General features: G+C 66.0%; 21 protein-coding genes and 1 pseudogene. 7 read left to right on the forward strand and 15 right to left on the reverse strand.

Annotated features, from left to right (window positions below; genetic code table 11):
• Nucleotides 1-6: 6 nt before the first annotated feature.
• Together CWS39_RS03675 and CWS39_RS03680 are read right to left on the reverse strand one after the other, a co-directional pair.
• Complete coding sequence (locus tag CWS39_RS03675) at nucleotides 7-843, reverse strand: SDR family oxidoreductase (RefSeq protein WP_102141554.1); 837 nt, start codon at nucleotides 841-843, stop codon at nucleotides 7-9.
• Between the two features lie 2 nt (nucleotides 844-845).
• Entirely contained in the window at nucleotides 846-1739 is an 894-nt protein-coding gene (locus CWS39_RS03680; RefSeq protein ID WP_102141555.1) for an enoyl-CoA hydratase, read from the reverse strand.
• Nucleotides 1740-1889: 150 nt separating this feature from the next.
• On the opposite strand from CWS39_RS03680, the gene CWS39_RS03685 reads away from it, so the two are divergent.
• From CWS39_RS03685 to CWS39_RS03700, 4 genes are all read left to right on the forward strand, one after another.
• Nucleotides 1890-2252 (forward strand): intersectin-EH binding protein Ibp1, encoded by a 363-nt coding sequence (locus CWS39_RS03685; RefSeq protein WP_102141556.1) that lies wholly within the window; start codon nucleotides 1890-1892, stop codon nucleotides 2250-2252.
• A 116-nt stretch (nucleotides 2253-2368) separates the two neighbouring features.
• The gene (locus CWS39_RS03690; RefSeq protein WP_102141557.1) at nucleotides 2369-2740 is read left to right on the forward strand and encodes an intersectin-EH binding protein Ibp1; all 372 of its coding nucleotides are present in this window, start codon (nucleotides 2369-2371) and stop codon (nucleotides 2738-2740) included.
• A gap of 47 nt (nucleotides 2741-2787) precedes the next feature.
• Complete coding sequence (locus CWS39_RS03695) at nucleotides 2788-2952, forward strand: hypothetical protein (protein WP_102141558.1); 165 nt, start codon at nucleotides 2788-2790, stop codon at nucleotides 2950-2952.
• Complete coding sequence (locus CWS39_RS03700) at nucleotides 2953-4413, forward strand: alpha,alpha-trehalose-phosphate synthase (UDP-forming) (protein WP_102141559.1); 1461 nt, start codon at nucleotides 2953-2955, stop codon at nucleotides 4411-4413.
• On the opposite strand, the gene CWS39_RS03705 is transcribed toward CWS39_RS03700, so the two are convergent.
• The 12 genes and pseudogenes from CWS39_RS03705 to CWS39_RS03760 form a co-directional block, all read right to left on the reverse strand.
• Nucleotides 4400-4894, reverse strand: a complete 495-nt coding sequence (locus CWS39_RS03705; RefSeq protein ID WP_102141560.1) for a mammalian cell entry protein — start codon at nucleotides 4892-4894, stop codon at nucleotides 4400-4402. The two genes, CWS39_RS03700 and CWS39_RS03705, sit on opposite strands and share 14 nt — an antisense overlap.
• A pseudogene (locus CWS39_RS03710) lies at nucleotides 4894-5587 on the reverse strand (mammalian cell entry protein). The gene CWS39_RS03705 and the pseudogene CWS39_RS03710 overlap by 1 nt, the downstream one beginning before the upstream one ends.
• Nucleotides 5587-7260, reverse strand: a complete 1674-nt coding sequence (locus tag CWS39_RS03715; protein WP_102141561.1) for a virulence factor Mce family protein — start codon at nucleotides 7258-7260, stop codon at nucleotides 5587-5589. The pseudogene CWS39_RS03710 and the gene CWS39_RS03715 overlap by 1 nt, the downstream one beginning before the upstream one ends.
• Nucleotides 7260-8429, reverse strand: a complete 1170-nt coding sequence (locus CWS39_RS03720) for an MCE family protein (RefSeq protein WP_102141562.1) — start codon at nucleotides 8427-8429, stop codon at nucleotides 7260-7262. Before CWS39_RS03720 ends, CWS39_RS03715 begins: the two co-directional genes overlap by 1 nt.
• Nucleotides 8429-9847, reverse strand: coding sequence for an MCE family protein (locus CWS39_RS03725; RefSeq protein WP_102141563.1), 1419 nt, complete (start codon nucleotides 9845-9847; stop codon nucleotides 8429-8431). Before CWS39_RS03725 ends, CWS39_RS03720 begins: the two co-directional genes overlap by 1 nt.
• Complete coding sequence (locus CWS39_RS03730; RefSeq protein WP_102141564.1) at nucleotides 9844-10902, reverse strand: MCE family protein; 1059 nt, start codon at nucleotides 10900-10902, stop codon at nucleotides 9844-9846. The genes CWS39_RS03725 and CWS39_RS03730 overlap by 4 nt, the downstream gene beginning before the upstream one ends.
• Nucleotides 10895-11929, reverse strand: a complete 1035-nt coding sequence (locus CWS39_RS03735) for an MCE family protein (protein ID WP_102141565.1) — start codon at nucleotides 11927-11929, stop codon at nucleotides 10895-10897. Before CWS39_RS03735 ends, CWS39_RS03730 begins: the two co-directional genes overlap by 8 nt.
• Nucleotides 11929-13131, reverse strand: coding sequence for an MCE family protein (locus CWS39_RS03740; protein ID WP_102141566.1), 1203 nt, complete (start codon nucleotides 13129-13131; stop codon nucleotides 11929-11931). The genes CWS39_RS03735 and CWS39_RS03740 overlap by 1 nt, the downstream gene beginning before the upstream one ends.
• Before the next feature lie 10 nt (nucleotides 13132-13141).
• Nucleotides 13142-13984: an MlaE family ABC transporter permease gene (locus CWS39_RS03745; protein WP_102141567.1), complete on the reverse strand. Its 843-nt coding sequence runs from the start codon at nucleotides 13982-13984 to the stop codon at nucleotides 13142-13144.
• 31 nt (nucleotides 13985-14015) lie between these two features.
• Entirely contained in the window at nucleotides 14016-14780 is a 765-nt protein-coding gene (locus tag CWS39_RS03750; RefSeq protein WP_102141568.1) for an MlaE family ABC transporter permease, read from the reverse strand.
• A 261-nt stretch (nucleotides 14781-15041) separates the two neighbouring features.
• Nucleotides 15042-15971, reverse strand: coding sequence for a 3-oxoacyl-ACP reductase (locus tag CWS39_RS03755; RefSeq protein WP_431306085.1), 930 nt, complete (start codon nucleotides 15969-15971; stop codon nucleotides 15042-15044).
• Nucleotides 15972-15975: 4 nt separating this feature from the next.
• The gene (locus CWS39_RS03760; protein ID WP_102141570.1) at nucleotides 15976-16167 is read right to left on the reverse strand and encodes a ferredoxin; all 192 of its coding nucleotides are present in this window, start codon (nucleotides 16165-16167) and stop codon (nucleotides 15976-15978) included.
• Between the two features lie 155 nt (nucleotides 16168-16322).
• Here CWS39_RS03760 and CWS39_RS03765 point away from each other — a divergent pair, with 155 nt between their 5' ends.
• Genes CWS39_RS03765 through fadD17 form a run of 3 tightly spaced genes read left to right on the forward strand, consistent with a single transcriptional unit; the run spans nucleotide 16323 to nucleotide 20145 of the window.
• Complete coding sequence (locus CWS39_RS03765; protein WP_102141571.1) at nucleotides 16323-17504, forward strand: acyl-CoA dehydrogenase; 1182 nt, start codon at nucleotides 16323-16325, stop codon at nucleotides 17502-17504.
• 9 nt (nucleotides 17505-17513) lie between these two features.
• Entirely contained in the window at nucleotides 17514-18599 is a 1086-nt protein-coding gene (locus CWS39_RS03770) for an acyl-CoA dehydrogenase family protein (RefSeq protein WP_102141572.1), read from the forward strand.
• A gap of 40 nt (nucleotides 18600-18639) precedes the next feature.
• On the forward strand, nucleotides 18640-20145 hold the full coding sequence (fadD17, locus tag CWS39_RS03775; RefSeq protein WP_102141573.1) for a long-chain-fatty-acid--CoA ligase FadD17: 1506 nt from the start codon (nucleotides 18640-18642) through the stop codon (nucleotides 20143-20145).
• Between the two features lie 73 nt (nucleotides 20146-20218).
• On the opposite strand, the gene CWS39_RS03780 is transcribed toward fadD17, so the two are convergent.
• The gene (locus tag CWS39_RS03780; RefSeq protein ID WP_102141574.1) at nucleotides 20219-20668 is read right to left on the reverse strand and encodes a DUF6036 family nucleotidyltransferase; all 450 of its coding nucleotides are present in this window, start codon (nucleotides 20666-20668) and stop codon (nucleotides 20219-20221) included.
• Between the last annotated feature and the right edge of the window lie 242 nt (nucleotides 20669-20910).

The raw sequence follows: 20910 nt of genomic DNA on the forward strand, positions 1-20910 counted from the left end.
GGCGCATTACGAGGAGACGACGCCGCGTAGCCCGTCGGCGCCGAAGATCGGCTCCAGCATCCCCGAGATGTCCGGCCCGCGGCGCAGCCCGTGCCCGCCGTCGACGTTGATCGCCTGGCCGGTGATCCAGCTCGCGGCATCGCTGAGCAAGAACACCGCCAAATGAGCGATGTCCTCCACCTCGCCGAATCGCGGCAGCGGCGTGCAGGCGCGGTAATCGTCGGTGACGGCCGGCACTTCCATGATCGGGCCGACCATCTCGGTGCGCGTCAGGCCCGGGCGAATGCTGTTCACCCGCACCCACGACGGCCCCAACTCGTCGGCCGCCAACATCAATAAGTGGTCCAACGCCGCCTTGCTCACCCCGTACGCGCCGAACCACCGATGGATGTTGCTCGACGCGATCGACGAGATCCCGACGAACGATCCCCCGCCGCCGCGCACCATCTCCCGGCCCGCATGCTTGAGCAGGTACATGGTGCCGTTGATGTTCAGGTCGATGGTGCGCCGCCACGCGTCGGAATCGATCTGCGTGATCGGCCCGATCGTCTCGGATCCGCCCGCACTGTGCACGACGCCGTGCAGCCGGCCGTGCCACGCGGTGGCGGCGTCGACCGCCCGGGCGACTTCGTCCTCGTTGGTGACATCGGTGGGCTCGTAGCGGACCTCCCCCGAACCCTCCCCGGCGCGGATCTCGTCGACGGCTGCGCTGAGCTTGTCGGCGTTGCGCCCGACGAGCGTGACGTGCCCGCCGGAGGCGACGATCGCCGCGGCGGCGCCCTTGCCGATTCCGCTACCGCCGCCGGTCACCAGATATGTACGGTCTGCCAACGAGATCTGCATCGTCAAGGTGTATCACGCCTCGCGAGCTTCGGTGCCCCCAGCGTCCGCCAATCCGGCACGTCCGGCGGCAGCCCGACCGGGTACCTGTTCTCGTTGTGCGCCGCCCAATGCGCATGCCCGAGTTCGTGAATGTGGAACGCGTGCCGCAGCGCCTCGGTGAATCCCATTGCATCGGCTGCGGCATTCACCGAATCCTTGACCAGCAGCGCCGCCATCGTCGGCCGCTCGGCGATACGGCGCGCGAATTCCAGTGTCTTGTCCTCGAGTTCGTCGCGGGCAAAGATCTTCGACACCATGCCCAGCCGGTACGCCTCGTCAGCGTCGATCGAATCACCGGTCAGCAGTAACTCTTTGGCCTTACGGGCACCGAATTCCCATGGATGGGCGTAATATTCGACGCCCGGCATGCCCATCCGAACCGCGACCACGTCGCTGAACTTCGCGTCGTCCGCCGCGACGATCAAGTCGCACGCCCAGATCAGCATCAGACCGGCCGAAATGGCATTGCCCTGCACCGAAGCGATGGTGATCTTGCGCAGATCCCGCCAGCGGCGCGTGTTCTCGAAGAAGAAGTGCCACTCCTGCAGATAGGTCCGCTCCGCGATCGCGGGCATCGTCGCGCCGTGCGACCGGAACGTCGGATGCTGATCCGGCCCGGGTTTACGCTCCAGCAGCGCTTCTTCAGACCCCAGATCGTGTCCGGCGGAGAAGTTCTTACCGCGGGCCGCCAGGATCACCACGCGCACCTGATCGTCAGCTTCGGCGCGGCCGAACGCCTCGTCCAATTGCACCAGCATGGTTCGCGATTGCGCGTTCTGGGCGTCCGGCCGGTTGAGCCAGATACGTGCGATGCGACCCTCGTCGAGCGTCTCGTAGGTCACCTGTTCGCCAGCCACAGCGGACCACCTCGTTCACTTGCCACGTATGGAGCATCCAGGGATATCCGTGGACAAAAAGCACACTACGTGTAACGCGTATAGCCTCCGTCAGCCACCCGCCGACCTACAATTGGCCGGGGGGACAGCAAACGAGAGAAGGCACACCCGATGGCTACGACGCTACGACGACTCATCCTGGCCGGCGGATTCGCAGTCGCGGTGGCCGTAAACCCGGCGGCGGCCATGCTGAATTCGCCTGACACCACGCCGCTTGCCACGTGCGCCCCCGGCGAAGAAGAAGATGTGTTCACCGTCGTCTGCACCCCAATGCTGGTGCCGAATTCGCCGTCGCCGTTCACCACCACGGCCGCCAACCCGGACGTGCCTGAAATCGACGGCATTCCATGCATCGGCCGCAGCGCCGCCGCCTGCGTGGGCCTGGCCGAAGACGCACAGGCTCAAGGCCCGCAACCGGTCCCGCAGTCGACGATCGGCTCGAGCCCGACGGTCACCGGCCACCTCGGCCCGTAACAGGCACAGCGTCGTCCCAGCGAACCCGAAGAAGCTGTGCAGATTTCTCCCAGCTTCCATAGACTTTCTGACGACGACGCACGACGACGCTCGTAATGACTACAGAAAGCGTGACGATGGCGACCTTCCAGATTCCTGCACGACGACTTCTCATTACCGGTGGATTCGCGGTCGCAGTCGCCGCAGCGCCGGCGATGGCCGTCGTTGCCACACCGACCAGCCCGGCAGCACCGGTGGCCGCTTGCCCCAACGGCGAAGAAGCGGACCAGTACACCGGCGTCTGCGTGCCGCACACCGTGCCGAACTCCCCGTTCACCACCCTTCCCGGCAACCCTGACGTGCCCACCATCGGCGGCATTCCCTGTATCGGCCGCCATGTCAGTGAGTGTGTCGGCTTGGCCGAGGAACAGCAGGCCATGGCGCCACAGCCGGCGCCGCAGTCGACGATCGGCTCCAGCCCCACGGTGACCGGGCATCTCGGCCCGTAATCGCAGGCGGCGGCCCTGCCGCCGGCAGGGTCGCCTACAGTTGGGGTATGCCTGCGAAATCTGATCCCGCCGAAATCGGCGACGTCGAACCGCTAGCCGACAGCACTGCGCGCCAGGCCAGGCGTGTTGTCGCCGCCTACGCGACCGACGCGGACGAATGCCGGATCTTCTTGTCGATGCTCGGCATTGGACCGTCGAAACCCGAGGCGTAAGTGGTTCCGGAGGGCGGCCGGGGGGCCGGCTCCGGAACCGCCGATTTCGTCGTGGTGGCCAACCGGCTGCCGATCGACATGGAGCGGCTGCCCGACGGCAGTACGGAGTGGAAGCGTAGCCCCGGCGGGCTGGTCACCGCCCTGGAGCCACTGCTGCGCCGCCGGCGGGGAGCGTGGATCGGCTGGCCCGGCATCACCGACGCCGACGAGGACCCGATCGAAGTAGACGACCTGCAGCTCTACCCCGTGCGGCTGTCGGCCGAAGACGTCGCCGAATACTACGAGGGCTTCTCCAACGCCACACTGTGGCCGCTGTACCACGACGTCATCGTCAAACCGATCTACCACCGCGAGTGGTGGGACCGCTACGTCGAGGTCAACCGGCGCTTCGCCGAGGCCACATCACGGGCGGCCGCACAGGGCGCCACGGTGTGGATCCAGGACTACCAGCTGCAGCTGGTGCCGAAGATGCTGCGGATGCTCCGACCGGATCTCACGATCGGCTTTTTTCTGCACATCCCGTTCCCGCCCGTCGAGTTGTTCATGCAGATGCCGTGGCGCACCGAGATCGTGGAGGGCCTGCTCGGCGCGGACCTGGTCGGGTTCCACCTGCCCGGCGGCGCGCAGAACTTCCTCATCCTGGCCCGGCGCCTCGTAGGCGCCAACACCTCCCGCGCGTCAGTGGGTGTGCGTTCGCGATTCGGTGAGATCAATGTCGGATTCCGCACCGTAAAAGTCGGCGCGTTCCCGATCTCCATCGACTCGACGGCCCTGGATGCGCAGGCCCGTCAGCGGTCAATCCGCCAGCGCGCGAAAGAGATCCGCGTCGAACTCGGTAACCCGCGCAAAATCCTGCTCGGCGTCGACCGGCTGGATTACACCAAGGGCATCGACGTGCGGCTGCGCGCGTTCTCCGAACTGCTCGCCGAGGGCCGGGCCAAACGCGACGACACCGTGCTGGTGCAACTGGCCACCCCGAGCCGCGAACGCGTCGAGAGCTACAAGGCGATGCGCGAGGACATCGAACGTCAGGTCGGCCACATCAACGGCGAGTACGGCGAGGTCGGCCATCCGGTCGTGCACTACCTGCATCGGCCCGTGCCGCGTGAGGAGTTGATCGCGTTCTTCGTCGCCGCCGACGTCATGCTGGTCACCCCGCTGCGGGACGGCATGAACCTGGTGGCCAAGGAGTATGTGGCATGCCGCAGCGACCTCGGCGGGGCCTTGGTGCTCAGCGAATTCACCGGCGCCGCAGCCGAACTGCGTCAGGCCTACCTGGTCAACCCGCATCATCTGGAGAACGTCAAGGATGCGATCGAGGCCGCGCTGAATCAGCCACCGGAAGAGGGCCGACGACGGATGCGGGCGCTGCGCAGACAGGTGCTCGCGCACGACGTGGACCGTTGGGCGCGGTCATTCCTCGACGCGCTGGCCGACACGAAAAAACCTAGATCGGTTTGATGTAGGAGATCAGCCACTTGCCGTCGACCTTCTCGTAGTCGACCTTCAGGCGGCTGCCGTCGTAGACCGGCTGGCGTGACTTGTCGGTCACCGTGCGGTTCATATAGACCATCACCGACGCCGAATTGCGTTGTGCGGTCAACACTCCCACACCCACGACGTTGGCCTGGCTGATCACCTGGCGATCCCGCGCCTGCGGGATGATGTCCTTGGTGGCCCGCTCCTGGAACTCCTGGCGATACTCGGGCGTCAGCAGGTTGTAGGCGTCGGTGAGGCTGGTTTCGACGGTCTGGTAGTCGTAGCCGAACACCTTGGGAATCTGGTCGACCGCCAGGGGCGCGACGGTGGCCCGGGTGGTCTGCTCACCGCGCAGTTCCACGCGGTTCCAGTACATCGCGCCTCCGACGCCGGCGAGCGCGACCACGCCGATCGCGAGGAGCACGGCGACGAATCCGACCAGCCTGGCCGTCCAGCTGCGCATCAGTTCCCGCCCTCGGGATATTTGAGGTCATACCCGGTCATGTGCCCGTTGTCGTCCTCGTGCACGATGACCCGCAACCGGTAGGGCTGTGACGGTTTGTTGGTGCCGTCGATATCGGTCACCGTGACGCGCACCGCCACCCAGCACCGCGGCGTTGTTGGCGATCTCATCGACCTCCTCCAGCGCGGCGCCGTTGATCACCGCCTCCGACGTGGCGTTGGTGTCGCGGAACAGCGCCTTGAGGTTCTCGACGTTGTTGTTCTGGCTGAGCATGTCGCGCAGCGGGCCGCTGGTGCCGTCGACGAACCGGTTCACGCTCTCGTCGATGTTGTCCTGCGTGTAGCTGAACATGTTCACCACGGTCTGCGACGCGGTGTCGACGAAGCGCTGGTTGCGGGCTTGGATCGCCTCGGCGTCACGCTGCTGGTCGACCAGCACGAACACACCCACGGCCAGCGCGGCCGCCATCACGAACCCGGCGGTCAACGCGCAGATGGCCACCAACCGGCGATGTGGCTGCCGCCGCGGTGGCGGGCCCGCCGGCCTGGGCACCCGCACCTTGACGACCGGCGGCTCGAGAGTCGCGGTGCCGGTGGCCCCGGCCGCGCCGTTCACGGGTCCGGCCGGCCGCACCGCACGCCGACGCCCCCGTTGCCTCGTCACCTCGGGTGTCAAGGCCTCCTGTTCTGCCATTACGCCTGCCTTGGATCCATCATCAGGTCTACCCAGTTCTCCGCAGGCGCCAGTTTGTCAGCGCCGGGCGCGAAGACGCCAGTTCCGCCTGCCGGATCCGCGAAGACGCCGGTGTTCTGGTCGTAGGTGGCAACCGTCGGACCCGAGGCCAACGGCGGTGCCTCGGCGGGCAACGGCGGAGCCGGTGCACCCGCCGGCGGCGGGGGCGCCGGCCGGCCATACGGCGGAACGAGCTGATCCGGTGGAGCATAGAACGGCCACGGCGGTGGTGGCGGACCGGGCTTGTTCGGGGGGTACGGCAACGGATACGGCGCATGCGGCGCCGGCCCCGGGCCCGGCGGGACTCCCGGCGGCAGCTCGACCACCGGCGGACCCGGATCGGGATCCACCTGCGGCGGGATCATCGGGAACTTGTTGGGCGGCAGAATGTTTCGCCCGTCGGTGATCGGCTCGCCGTACGGGATCGGCGGCCCGCGCCACGGGTTGCTGCCGATCGGCACGTATCCGTTGGGGTCGCGGCAGAGTTGCACCGTCGGCGCGCGCTTGCCCGGGAACTCCTGGCACGGGTAGTTCCGCGCGCCGCGCACCACGCTCGGATCGTTTTGTGCGGTCTTGCAGTACAGATCCGGCGGGAGTTCGCGCAGCGTGGTGTCGGCCGGTGAGCGGATCTGGGTCGGCGGCACGAAGCCCACCGAACACGGCGGCGGATCGCCCAGCGAGATCTTGAAGTCCAGCTTGCCGCCCTCATCCGAGGGCACGCCGCCGGCGACGGTGTTGAGCGCGGCCAGCAGCGCCGGGAAGATCACCAGCGCCTGCTCGAGCGACTTGTTGTAGATCACGCCGATGCGACCGAAGTTGGCTAGGTTGGCGGCCAGCATGGGGAAGGTCGGCCGGATGCCCGCGAACGTTTCGTTGGCTTCGGCGGTCGCCCCGGGGACGGTCTGCAGCACGGATCGCACCTGCGAGTCGGCGTTGGCCACCTCACCGGTGAACCGGGCCAGCCCGTCGGCCAGCGACTTGATGTCATCGCCGCCACGGATCTGGGCGTCCAGGAACGGCCCGGCCTGGTCGATCAACTGGGTGACCTGCCCGTAATTGGCGTTGGCCTCGTCGACGAGCATGCGCGCCGACTGGATCAGCCGGGCCAGCTCGGGCCCAGATCCGTTGAACGCCTTGAACGTCTCGCGCAGCAGGTCCTCCAGGCGGGTGTCCCCCACGCTGTTGACCAGGCTTTCGGCCTCGCGGAGCAGCCCGGCGATGTCCTGGCCGATCGCGGTGCGGTCCTTGCTGATGCTCGCCCCGTCGCGCAGCTTGTCCGACGCCGGATCCTCCGGCGGCACCAAGTCGATGTACTGCTCACCGACCGCCGAGACGCTCTTGACCGTCGCAGTGACGTTCTCCGGCACCGGCGTAGAGCTGTTCAGCCGCATGTGGGCGACGACGCCGTCGTCGGTGAGACCGACCCCTTCGACCCGGCCGATGGTGACACCGCGATAGGTGACGTTGGCGTTCTCGTAGATCCCGCCGCCGGCCACGAAATTGGCGTCGACGTCGTAGGTGCCGATGCCCATCGCGGCGGGCAGGTGCAGATAGAACGCCGAGATGGCCCCGACGGTGAGCACGGTGACGATCGCAAAGATCGTCAACTGCAAACGGGTGAGCCGGTCCAGCATTACGGCGCCTCCCCGTGTTGTTTGGCCGTGCCCGGCGGAATCTCGAACGGATCGGCGGCCTGCCCCGACAGGTTCGCGAGGGATCCGGTCAAAAAGTCGGGCGGATTCACGACCTCGCTCATGTGCTTCATGTTCGGGTCGAGACCCAGCGACGTGGTGAAGACCGTTTCGCCGATCCGGCGCAGCGTCAGGTCGAACGTCACGAACACGTTCAGGTAGTCGCCACGCACCGCGTTGCGCAGATATTTGTAGTGGAACGGGAACGTCGGCAGGAACTCCAAGCCCTTGATGAAGTCATCGGCATTGTCGTTGAACGCCTTGATGACTGGATACAGGTCCTTGAAGTCGGCCGCGAAATCCTCTTTGGTCTCGGCCAGGATGCGCGCCGCGATGGTCGCGAAGCTGCCCAGTGCCCCAAACGCATCAACGATGTTGGCCCGGTTGTTGTTGAGCACCTCCAAGGCGTTGGGCAGCGTGTCCAGGGTGCGCCCGAGGCTGTCCTTGCTGTTGGCCAGGATGGCGGCGAACCGGTTCAGGCCTTCGGCGGCGGCGATGATGTCGTTGGTCTGCTGATCCAGCGAGCTGGTCAACTCCGCGAGCCGCGGCACCAGGTCCGCAAAGCTGCCGGCCCGGCCCGCGACAGCGGCGTAGGCCTCGTCGGTGATGTCCTGCAGCGCACCGAGATTGCCCTTGTTGACGACGACGCCCAGGGAGGACAGCACTTCCTCCGTCGTGGGGTAACGGCCGGTGCGGTCCATCGGGATGTTGGCGCCGTCCTTGAGCTCCCCGATCGCAGGCTCGGTCGCGGGTTCGGCGAGTTCGATGTGCTGGGAACCGAGCAGCGACGTCTGCGCCACCTTCGCGGTGGCGTTGGCCGGCAGCTTCACGTCGCCGTCCAGCGAAAGCTCCACGGCGGCATAGAAACTGCCGTCCGGCCGCTGCACCGCGTCGATGCCGGACACGCTGCCGACGGTGACGTCGTCGACCATCACCGGCGAGTTCTGCGGCAGCGTCGCGACATCGGGCAGGGCCACGGTGACCTTGTAGGAGCCCGCTCCGTGCCCGGCGGTGCCGGGCATGTTGAGCGAATTCAGCCCGCCGAACTGGCAGCCGGCCAGCAGCGCTGCGCCACTGCCGATCGCGAGGGCCCGAACCCCGATGCGGCGCATCACGATCCACCACCCCCCTCGGCCGGTAACGGTCCCGGGGCCGGTTCGGCCTCAGGCCCACCGACGTGGCTGGTCGGCTGTTGCGGCGCCGGCGCCGCCGCGCCGTTCTGCGCCGGAGCCGCGCCTTCCTGCTCGGGCGGCAGGATCAGCGAGCTGAGATCCGTCTCGGCGGGGATCTCCGGCGGGGTGACGCCCGGCGCCGGCTGCCACTGCAGATACGGAATCGGTGTCTCCGCCTTGGCTTCGGTGGCCGGGGTGTCGTAGATGATCTGCCCCTTGTAGGCCTGAATGCTGTTGATCGGATGGAACATCACCGGCGGGTAGTTCATCGTGATCCGCCGGAACACCGGGCCCATCCGTTGGCGGCAGATCTCGGCGCGCTTGTAATTGTCCGGGGTGGCGCCGGCGTCGAACGTTCCGCCGCACAGGAATTGCACCGGATTGGCGAAGTTCGGCAGCGACAGCAGGCCGCCCACCGAGCCCTGGGCGGGGCTGTAGATGTTGTAGAAGTTCGCCAGCCCGTTGGGCGTGATGTGCAGCAGCTGTTCGATGTCGTCGCTGTGGTCGGTGAGGATCTGGGTGAAGTCGGCGAGCTTGCCGACCTGTGCGATCAGCGCGTCGTTGCTCTCGTTGAGCAGGCCACGCACGTCGGTCAGCGCCTGCGTCAACGTGCCCAGCGTGTTGTCCAGGTCGGTCGAGCTGTCGGCCAGCACCTGGGAGACCGATGCGACGTGGTTGGTGAACTGGACGATCTGCTCGTTGCTGTTGGACAGCGCGTCGACCAGCACCTGCAGGTTGCGAATGGTGCCGAACAGGTCGGTGCGGGAGTCGCCCAATCGTCCTGCGGTTTGGGATAGTTCACGCAACGCCTGGCGGAACGAGTCGCCGTTGCCGTCGAAGGTATCGGCGGCCTGATTGACGAAACCGGCCAGCGGGCCCTGCATGGAGCCTGGTTGCGGGCCGAGCTGGGAACTGAGCTGGGTCAGCTGCTCCTTGACTTCGTCCCATTCGACCGGCACCGCGGTGCGGTCCAGACCGATCTCGGCGTCGTCGCCCAGCTCCGGCCCGCCGGTGTAGGCGGGCGTGAGCTGAATGAACCTGGCCGACACCAGATTCGGCGCGATGATCAGCGCTTTGGCATCCGCGGGCACCTTGACGCTGTCGTCCAACGTCATCGTGACCTTCACATCGCGGGCCCGCGGTTCGATCGAGTCGATCGTGCCGATCGGCACGCCGACCACTCGCACGTCGTCACCCGGGTAGAGGCCCACCGCCGAGGTGAAGTATGCGGTCAGCTTGTTGCCGACGCGCGTCGGCCAGACCTGGTAGATCCCGACCACCAGGGTCGCCACCAGCAGCGCCGCCAGGGCGACCCGCAGCCACAGGCTCCGATTTCGTACCGAATTCTCTTGCGTCATGGTGACTTCGGCCTAATGATCAGCCGCTCGGAGATCAGTCCGCGCAGGTAGTCGGCGAGGCTGTCCGGCAGCTTGCCGGGCTGGAAGTAGGTGTCCAGCAGCACCTCGGCGATGCCGACCGGCGGCAGGCCGTACAGGTTGATGTTGAAGCCGGGGCCGTTGCCGACCACCTCACCCAGTGCCGTCGCGTAGGGCGGCAGCCGTCGCAGCGCTTCGCCGATGTGCTCGCGGCGCTCCAGCAGGTTGTCCATCACCAGGTTCAGCTTCTCCAACGCGGGTTGGAACTCCCGACGGTTGTCGGCGACGAAACCCGACAGCTGCTGGGACACTTCGTCGATACCGGCGATCAGGTTGCTCAGCGCCTGGCGCCGTTCGTCCAGTGCGGCGAACAGCAGATTGCCATCGGTGATCAGTTTGTTCACCTGCCCGGAGCGCTGCGCCAGGGTGTCGGAGACCCGTTTGGCGTGCAGCAGCAGCTGTTCGAGTGCGGCGTCGCGTTTGTTGATGCTGCGCGACAGGTTCGCCACTCCGTCCAGCGCACCACGCAATTGCGGTGTCGCGTCGCGGAGCGAGTCGGTCAGTGTCTGCAACGCCTGCTCGAAGCGCGGCTTGTCCAGTTCGGACACGTTCTGGCCGAGATCCTGCAGCGCCGTGTTGAGGGTGTACGGAGTGGTGGTACGCGCCAACGGGATCACCGTCGACGATCCGCTGCCCTTGGGCGTGACCGCCAGTGATTTCTCGCCGAGCACGGTGTCTGTCTTGATCGCGACCAGCGACTGGTCGCCCACCCTGACTTCGCGGTCCACGGTGAACGTGACCTTGGCCGCGTCGCCGGCCAGCTCGACACCGGTGACCTCACCGACCCTGATACCTGAGACGTTGACGTCGTTGCCGGGCGAAATGCCGCCCGCATCACTGAAATACGCCTCGTACGGCTTGCCCTGGGGCCAGAACGGCAGATTTGTGTAGCCGAACGACACCAGCACCAAGCACGTCACCAGGACGATGCCGAAGATGCCGGTGCGTAGCGGGTTGCTCTCCCCTGGCCTAGCCATCCTCCGAACACCTCCCCTTGGACGGATCCGCCGGACCGCCGAACGGAATCAATACGTCGCTGCCCGCCGGACCATTGATCTTGATCCGCACCGAGCAGAAGTAAATGTTGAAGAACGCGCCGTACGCGCCGAGCGCGTTGAGCCGCAGGTAGTTCTCGGCCAATGGCTCGATGACCTTGTTCACGTCGCCCTTGCGCTCATCGAGCCGCTGGGCCAACGGCCGCGCATTCTCGATGACGCCCTGAATGGGCCGACGCGAGGACTCCAACATCTCGGTCAGGTCGTTCTCCGCCGATGCCAGCGGTTCGATCGCCCCCGCGATGGGGTCGCGACCCTCGGCCAGGCCGGTGAGCAGTTGCTGCAGTCGGTCCACCGTGGCGTCGAACTGGGCGCCCTTTTCGTCGATGGTGCCCAAGACGGCGTTGAGGTTGTTGATCACCTCGCCGATGAGTTGGTCACGGGCGGCGAGGTTTTGGGTGAATGCGCTGGTGGTGGACAGCAGATTCGACAGCGCGCCGCCTTGGCCCTGCAGCAGCTCGATGATCGCGTTGGCAACCTCGTTGACCTTGGCGCCGTCGAGGCCCTTGAGCACCGGCCGCAGACCGCCGAGCAGAGCGTCGAGATCCAATGCCGGCTGGGTGTTTTGGATGGCGATCGTGCCGCCGGGCGGCAGCTTGCGCAATTCGCCTGGGCCCGAGGTGATCTCCAGATAGCGGTCGCCGACCAGGTTCTCGTAGCGGACAACCGCCCGCGTCGAGGTGTAGAGCTGATAGCGGTTGTTGACGTCGAATGCGACGTCAACAGTGTTGTCCTCGTTCAGTTTGACATCGAGGACCGAGCCCACCGGCACCCCGGCGATCCGCACGTCCTGACCGGGCTTGAGCCGCGACGCCTCGGTGAAGGTGGCGTGATACTTGTTGTCCGCGGCGAAGCGGAACTCGCCGAACACCACTATCAGCATCGCCGCCACCAGCAGCATGGCGACGGTGAAGATCGTCACGTTGCGCAGGGTCTTGTCGCGCCGCATCAGTACTCGTCCCTCTCGGCATACGCACCGTTGAACAGGAACTGCAGTGTCGAGGGCGCGTCGAACTGCAACTCCGTGTTCGGCTGGAATGGAACATAGGCGTTGTCAGTCACCAGGAACGGCGAGCGGTACCACGACCCGCCGTACTGCTTGGACGGAATGTTAGGCAGGCCACGGCAATTCGGCCCACCCGAGGCGTTCACGATCGGCAAGCTCTCCGGGTACGTATAGCCGGGCACGCCGGGGATGAAGTTCGATGACACGAACAGACCCGGCCGGATGCCGCCGATCACCGGGGCGAACCGGTCGATGGCGATGGCGGTGCCCTGCAGGATGCAGCCGAACACCGGCGAGTACTCGCCGGCCACCTTCAACGGTGCACGAAGCCGTTGCACCGCTGCGATGTAGTCGTCGGCCGCAGGCTCCAGCGTGGCGGTGCCGTTGTTGGCCAGGCCGATCGCGGCGAGCAAGGTGGCGTTCAGGTTGTCCTGCTCATCGACGATGGTGTTGCTGATCGTCGGCGCGCTGTCCAGGATCCGCGCCACGTCCGGCCCGGCGTCGGCGTACACGTTCGCCACCTCCGCAGCTTTGCGGAAGTCCTCATGCAACGTCGGCAGCTTCGGATTGAGTTGCTGCAGATAATAATTCAGTCCGGCCATGGTGGCGCCGAGATCGTCACCGTTTCCGCGCAAGCCCTCCGCCAGCGCCGTCAGCGTCGCGTTCAGGTTGACCGGGTCGATCTTGTCCAGCACGTCGGTCAACGTCTGGAACAGCGTGTTGACCTCCAACTGCACCGACGACGCCTGCACCGTCGCCCCCGGCTCCAACGACGTGTCGGCAGCCTCATCCGGGGGGATGAACTCCACCGACTTGGCGCCGAAGATGGTGTTGCCGGCGATCCGCACATCCGCGTTCGACGGGATGAACCGCATTTCGCCGCTGTCGATCGCCAGCGTCAGCTTCGCCTGATCCCCGTTGTAGTCAATCGATTTGACCTTGCCGACCTGGATACCGCGGTACTTGACCTTGGCGTCACGCTCCATCACCAGACCGGCCCGCGGCGACATCACCGTCACGGTGTCGGTGGAGGTGAACGCCGCGGTGTACGCCAGGTAGGTGAACACCACCGCGGCAACGAGGAGGGTCGCCAGGATCGCCGCAGCGATCCTGACGTGGCTGCGCTTCGCGTCAACGTCCGACATCGTCCCCCACCTACCCCGAGAGGTTGAAGTTACCGGACGCGCCGTACACGGCGAGCGAGATGAACAACGTGATGGTGACGACCACGATCAGTGAGGTGCGCACGGCCTGACCGACCGCGATGCCCACACCCACCGGTCCGCCGGAAGCGTTGTAGCCGTAGTACGTATGCACCAGCATCACGGCGATCGCCATCACGATCGCCTGCAGGAACGACCACAGCAGGTCGGTTGGGACGAGGAAGGTGTTGAAGTAGTGGTCATACAGGCCCGCGGACTGGTTGTTGATGAACACCGTCGTGAATCGCGCGGCGAAGAACGCGGCCAGCACCGACAACGAGTACAGCGGGATGATCGCGATCAGCCCGGCCATCAATCGGGTGGACACCAGATACGACACCGAGTGCACCGCCATGGATTCGACGGCGTCGATCTCCTCGGCGACCCGCATGGCGCCGAGCTGGGCGGTGGTTCCGGCGCCGATGGTGGCGGCCAGCGCGATCCCGGCGATCACCGGCGCGACGATTCGCACGTTGAGGAAGGCCGACAGGAAGCCGGTCAGCGCCTCGATGCCGATATTGCCAAGTGAGCTATAGCCCTGCACCGCGATGACGCCGCCGGACGCCAACGTCAGGAAGGCTGCGACGCCGACGGTGCCGCCGATCATCACCAGTGCGCCGGTGCCCATCGTCATCTCGGCGATCAGCCGGACGGTCTCCTTGCGATAGCGAGTGAGCGCATTGGGGACATACCGCATCGTCTCGCCGTAGAACAGCGCCTGCTCACCGAATGTGTCGACGGCCTTGGGCACGCCGCGGAACATGCGGCGGAATCGGTACGTGACGTCGTAGCTCATCAGCGCCCTTGGTTCTTCGCGTAAACGCTAATCACCGCACCAGCACCCGGACGCCGATCGCCGTCATGATCACATTGATCACGAACAGACAGATGAAGGCGTAGACCACTGTTTCGTTGACCGCGGTGCCGACGCCCTTCGGCCCACCCTGCACCGTCAAGCCGCGATAGCAGCCCACCAGCCCGGCCACCACGCCGAACAGCAGCGCCTTGACCTCGGCGAGCACCAACTCACCCAGACCGGTCAGCACCGTCAGCCCGTTGATGAACGCGCCGGGATTGACGCCCTGCAGGAACACCGAGAAGACATAGCCGCCGGTCAACCCGATGGCACACACCAGGCCGTTGAGCAGCAACGCCACGAACGTCGACGCCAGCACCCGGGGCACCACCAATCGCTGGATCGGATCGATACCCAACACCCGCATCGCGTCGATCTCCTCGCGGATGGTGCGGGCGCCGAGGTCCGCGCAGATGGCGGTGGCGCCGGCGCCGGCCACCACCAGCACGGTGACGACGGGACCCAACTGAGTGATGGTGCCAAAGGCGGTGCCCGCCCCGGACAGGTCGGCCGCGCCGATCTCGCGCAGCAGGATGTTGAGGGTGAACGCCACCAGCACGGTGAACGGAATCGCGACCAGGAGCGTGGGCACCAGCGACACCCGGGCGATCATCCAGGTCTGGTCGAGGAACTCCCTGAGTTGAAAGGGTCGCCGGAAGGTCTTGACGAAGGTGTCGAGCGACATTTCGACGAAGCCGCCCACGGCCCGAGCCGGCGCCGCGAGCTGTTCGATCAACCTGGGCTCCGTTCTCGGGGCGGGGTGGCGGCGAGATTCACCATGGCGAAGAGTCCGAATCTGCTCGCCATAGCGGCTTTCCCACCCCTTGGTCGGACGTTGCTCTACGTGAGCCGGATCATACTAACTAGAACAAGTTCGCAGTGTCAAAGATCCGCAATTCCGGCCGTAATTGCACTATTTTGCCTGGTCAGACCCGGTGTGACGCAGGTCATCCTGGAACACGTTCTAATCGGCCGACGTCGTTGTCGACCGAGACTGTCAGTCTCCCGAACCCATCAACTCGGTGGCCGAGAAACTGCGACCCGGGTCGCGGTCAGCAAAGTAGTCGCGCAATGTCGTGGTCAGCTCGGCAGGATCCCAAGCATCGGATTCGGCGGTGAACCGGTGCTCGGCGGTCGGCGCCGCAACCAGGGTCACCGTCGGACCATAGACGATAAATAGTTGTCCGTTGACGGCTTCTGACGCCGGCGAGGCCAGGAACCGGACGAGGGTGACGACGTGCTCGGGCGACAGTTCGTCGATCTGCCCGTCGGCCAGTTCGGGCGCCTCGCCGAACACATCGGCGGTCATCGCGGTGCGGGCCCGGGGCGCGATGGCATTCGCCCTTACCCCGTAGCGCTCCAGGCCGCGCGCCGCCGACAGCGTCAGCGCGGTGATACCGGCCTTGGCGGCCCCGTAGTTGGCCTGTCCGAGCGGGCCGGCCAGGCCGGCCTCCGACGACGTGTTGATGATGCGGCCGTAGACGGGTCCGCCCGCCTCCTTGGACTTCGCCCGCCAGTAGGTCGCGGCGTTGCGCGTCAGCAAGAAATGGCCACGCAGATGCACCGCAATGACCGCGTCCCAATCCTCGTCGGTCATGTTGAACAGCATCTTGTCGCGAGTGATCCCGGCGTTGTTGACGACGATGCTCAGCCCGCCGAGCCCGTCGGCGGTCTCGACCAGCTCGTCGGCGGTGGACCGCTGGCTGATGTCACCGGCAACCGCGACGGCCTTGGAGCCGACGGCCGCGATCTCGTCGAAGACGTCCGTCTTGTCCAGTGCGGGTGCAATGTCGTTCACGACGACGGTGGCACCCGCTTTGGCAAGCCCGATCGCCTCCGCGCGGCCCAAGCCTGCGGCCGCACCTGTCACCACCGCGACCATTCCGGACAGGTCGGCCGCGTCGTTATTCGTCGTCAATTTATGAATACCTCTAGTCTTTGCGGATCAGGGCCGCGCGCGGGCATTCGGCGATCGCCTGTTCGGCCAGTTCTTCCTGGTCGGCGGGCACCGGATCGGTCTTCACCACGGCGTAATCGTCGTCGTCGAGATCGAAAATGTCCGGGGCAATGCCGAGGCACACCGCGTTACCTTCACATCGATCACGGTCAACTTCAACTCGCACGACCGCCTCCTTTTCATGGCTTCTTCAGGCTGGCACCTGCCTTCGCCGTCAGAATACGACCACGCACGCTGGACCCCAAGACTAGAACGTGTTACAACCGGGGAGGAATCCGGGTCAGTCGACGGCTTCCACCAAATCTGACGTAAGGACGCGTGATGCGGATCGGTTACACCGCCGAGCAGGAGGAGTTGCGTCGCGAGCTGCGCTCCTACTTCTCCAAGTTGATGACGCCCGAGCGGCTGGAGGCGCTGTCGTCCACCGAAGGTGAGATGGGTCGCGGCAATGTGTACCGCGAGACCGTAGCCCAGATGGGCAAGGACGGCTGGCTGACGCTTTCCTGGCCCAAGGAGTTCGGCGGGCAGGCCCGGCCACCCATGGACGGGTTGATCTTCACCGACGAGGCCGCGATCGCCGGTGCGCCGGTGCCGTTCCTGACGATCAACAGCGTCGCGCCGACGATCATGGCGTTCGGCACCGACGAGCAGAAGAAATTCTTCCTGCCGCGCATTGCGTCGGGAGATCTGCACTTCTCGATCGGCTACTCCGAGCCCGGCGCCGGCACCGACCTGGCCGCGCTGCGCACCACCGCGGTGCGCGACGGCGACGACTACGTCATCAACGGTCAGAAGATGTGGACCAGCCTGATCCAGTACGCCGACTATGTGTGGCTGGCGGTGCGCACCAATCCGGAGGCCAAGAAGCACCGCGGCATTTCGATGCTGATCGTGCCGACCACAGCAGAGGGCTTCTCGTGGACGCCCGTGCACACCATGGCCGGCGTCGACACCAGCGCCACCTACTACCAGGACGTGCGGGTGCCCGTCACCAACCTGGTCGGCGAGGAGAACGGCGGCTGGAAGCTGGTGACGAACCAGCTCAACCATGAGCGCGTCGCGCTGGTGTCGGCCCAGCCGATCTTTTTGGCGCTCAACGGTGTTCGGGAATGGGCGCAGAACACCAAGGACGTCCACGGTAAACGGTTGATCGACTCGGAGTGGGTGCAGCTCAATCTCGCGCGAGTGCACGCCAAGGCTGAGGTGCTCAAGCTGATCAACTGGGAGCTGGCTTCGTCGGATGAGGCGGCGCCGTCGCCCGCCGACGCGTCGGCGGCCAAGGTGTACGGCACCGAATTGGCCACCGAGGCGTACCGGTTGTTGATGGAGGTGCTGGGCACCGCCGCCACCCTCCGCCCGAATTCGCCCGGTGCACTGCTGCGCGGCCGGGTGGAGCGCATGCACCGCAGCTGCCTGATCCTGACGTTCGGCGGCGGCACCAACGAGATTCAGCGCGACATCATCGGAATGGTCGCCCTGGGCCTGCCCCGAGTCAACCGGTAAGGACTAGCGATGGATTTCAAGACGACTGAAGCCGCAGAGGATCTCGGCGGGCTGGTGCGCACCATCACCGAGTCGGTGTGTACGCCAGAACATCAACGCGCCCTTGACGGGTTGGAGCAACGCTTCGACCGCGATCTGTGGGGCAAGCTCATCGAGGCCGACGTGCTTTCGGCCGCTGCCCCGGAGTCGGTGGGCGGCGGCGGTTTCGGCGTGCTGGAGCAGACGGCGGTGCTGGTCGCGCTGGGCCGTCAGCTGGCAGCGGTGCCGTACCTGGAGTCGGTGGTGCTGGGCGCCGGCGCCCTGGCCCGCTTCGGATCCTCTGCGTTGCAGCAGGATTGGGCGGCGCCGGCCGTGTCGGGCGCCAAGGTATTAACTGTCGCGCTGGACGGCGAGATGGGCCAGGGCCCGGTGCAGGCGACCAACGGTCAGCTGACCGGGTCGCGGACGCAGGTGACGTTCGGCCCGGTTGCTGATGCGTTCCTGGTGCCGGCCGAAACCGAATCCGGTGTCAAGGTTTTCCTGGTCGCCGCCGATGACCCCGGGGTGACGATGACGGCGTTGGACACCACCGGACACGGCAGCGTCGGTCACCTCGAGTTGCAGGGCGTTTCGGTCGATAGCGGGCGTGTTGTCGGCGACGACTCGGCGCTTTCGTGGCTGACGACGCATGCGACGTTGGGGCGCAGCGCATTTCAGCTCGGTGTGCTGGAGCGGGCATTAGAGCTGACCGCTTCGTATGCGCGGGAACGTGAGCAGTTCGACCGGCCGATCGGCAGCTTCCAGGCGGTGTCGTCGCGACTGGCCGACGGGTACATCGACATCAAAGGGCTGCGCCTGACGCTGACGCAGGCGGCGTGGCGGTTGTCCGAGGATCTGCCCGCCGACGTGGATGTGGCCACGACGGCGTTCTGGGCCGCCGACGCAGGCCACCGCGTCGCGCACACCACGGTGCACGTGCACGGCGGCGTCGGGATCGATACGGATCACCCGGTGCACCGCTACTTCCTGGCGGCCAAACAGACGGAGTTCGCCGTCGGCGGGGCCACCGGGCAGTTGCTGCGCATCGGACGGGAACTGGCCGACACTCCGGTGTGACCGCCCACCGCGAGACTGTAGTTATCGAGGAGAAGTTCGAGTGACGGGCACGGTAACTGCAGCCTCGCGGACGGTTTCCGCGCTCCTGCGTCCGCTGGTCGAGGTCGACGACCGCGGTGTGCACTTCGAGGATTCGTTCACCAGCTGGCGCAACCACATTCAGGCGGCCGCGGACTTGGCCGCCGCGCTCACCGCGCGCCTCGATCCGGCCACGCCGCCGCATGTCGGTGTGCTGCTGGGCAACACCCCGTTCTTCTCGACGGTGTTGGTCGCCGCGGCGCTGAGCGGTTTCGTTCCGGTAGGGCTCAACCCGACGCGCCGCGGCGCTGCGCTGCAGCGCGATGTCGACCACGCCGATTGCCAGTTCGTGCTTGCCGATAGCCCCACCGAGATTGCCGCCATCGACGTCGAATCGGACGAGTGGGCGGCCGAGCTGGCCGCCCATCGGGGCACGCCGGTGCGCTTCACCGATGCCGGGCCCGACGATCTGTTCATGTTGATCTTCACGTCCGGTACCAGCGGAGACCCGAAGGCGGTGCGGGTGACGCACGAGAAGGTGGCGATTCCCGGCCGGATGCTGGCCGACCGGTTCGGACTGGGGCCCGAGGACACTGCGTATCTGTCGATGCCGCTGTTCCATTCCAACGCGGTGATGGCGGGATGGGCGGTGGCGGTGGCCGCCGGCGCGTCGATTGCGTTGCGGCGCAAGTTCTCTGCATCGCAGTTCATCGACGACGTGCGTCGCTACCACGCGACCTACGCGAATTACGTCGGCAAGCCGCTGTCCTACATCCTGGCCACGCCGCCCCGCGACGACGACGCCAACAACCCGCTGAAGTTCCTGTACGGCAACGAGGGTGCGCCGCGGGATCTGGAGCGCTTTGCCAAGCGCTTCGACGTGGTGGTGGTCGACGGGTTCGGGTCCACCGAGGGCGGGGTAGCCATCGCGCGCACGCCCGATACCCCCGACGGCGCGCTGGGCCCGCTGACCGACGAGGTTGCCATCGTCGACGTCGACACCGGCGAACCCTGTCCGCCGGGCGTCGTCGGCGAACTGGTGAATCCGCGCGGCCGCGGCCAGTTCCGCGGTTACTACAACGACCCCGAGGCCGAAGCCGAACGGATGGCCGGCGGGATGTACCACAGCGGTGACCTGGCGTACCGCGACGAGGCGGGCTACATCTATTTCGCCGGACGGCTCGGCGACTGGATGAGGGTCGACGGGGAGAATCTCGGCACTGCGCCGATCGAGCGAATTCTGTTGCGCTATCCCGATGTCGTCGAGGTCGCGGTGTATCCGGTGCCGGATCCCGTAGTGGGCGACCAAGTGATGGCGGCATTGGTGTTGGCACCGGGCGCAGAGTTCGACGTCGACAAGTTCGCGGCCTTTCTCGCCGAGCAGCCGGACCTCGGGCCCAAACAGTGGCCGTCGTACGTGCGGATCAGCACGTCGCTTCCGCGGACCGAGACGTTCAAGGTGCTCAAGCGTCAGCTATCGGCGGAAGGCACCGCCTGCTCCGACCCGGTGTATCCGATTCAGCGCTGACGGCGCCGACTACTTGTGTCTCACCACCATGGGCTGTGTTCGAACAATCACCGCAGCAGTCGTTCCGCGTAGCTCAGCCCTCGCCCCGCAGCCGCGCCACGTCGGCAATATCCTGCGGTCGACCAGTCGCAAGCTTATTGCGAATGAGGTCGTCTTTTCCGATGAAGGAAACAGTCATGCCGTCGATGTCGATCTCGATCCTGTTGTTCCAGGCACTTTCGAAGTCGACGCCATCAATCCCGGTCAGAATGTCGATGCGGTGCGGCGGATAGCCAAGCTGTACGACGGCATCGGGTCGCTCTAAGTCAGCGGTGCTGAGCCCGACGGAGCCGAAACCAAAGTCCGACAGTGCGGCAAGCAGACGTTGCGCGTTTGATGGATCTGTCCAGACCCAGGCGTCCAGGTCACCGGTAGCGCGCGGGAGCCCGTGTGCAGCCAACGCATAACCGCCAACGATCAAGAATCGAACGTCATGATCGATGCACGACGCGACAAACTCGTGAAAGTCTCGATCCAGATGCATCGCTGATCTCGTACACCCTTCGCCGCATCGTCTCGACTGCGGCGATGCGCTCGCTCGCAGGTCTCGATAACCAGAACTCGATCTCATCGTCAGGGTCGTGAATGCCCCGTCGACGCACGACCACTGTCATCTGGCCGCCACGCCGCATCTGTCCACTGGGCATAGCCCGATGGTACTCACCTTCGTACGCCGGGCCGTCTTGGCGCAGTTCGTCGTCCACCCGATCTCGAAATCACTCGGAT

Origin of the sequence: Mycobacterium hubeiense, from assembly GCF_002838065.1 — a bacterium.
GTDB classification, from domain to species: domain Bacteria; phylum Actinomycetota; class Actinomycetes; order Mycobacteriales; family Mycobacteriaceae; genus Mycobacterium; species Mycobacterium hubeiense.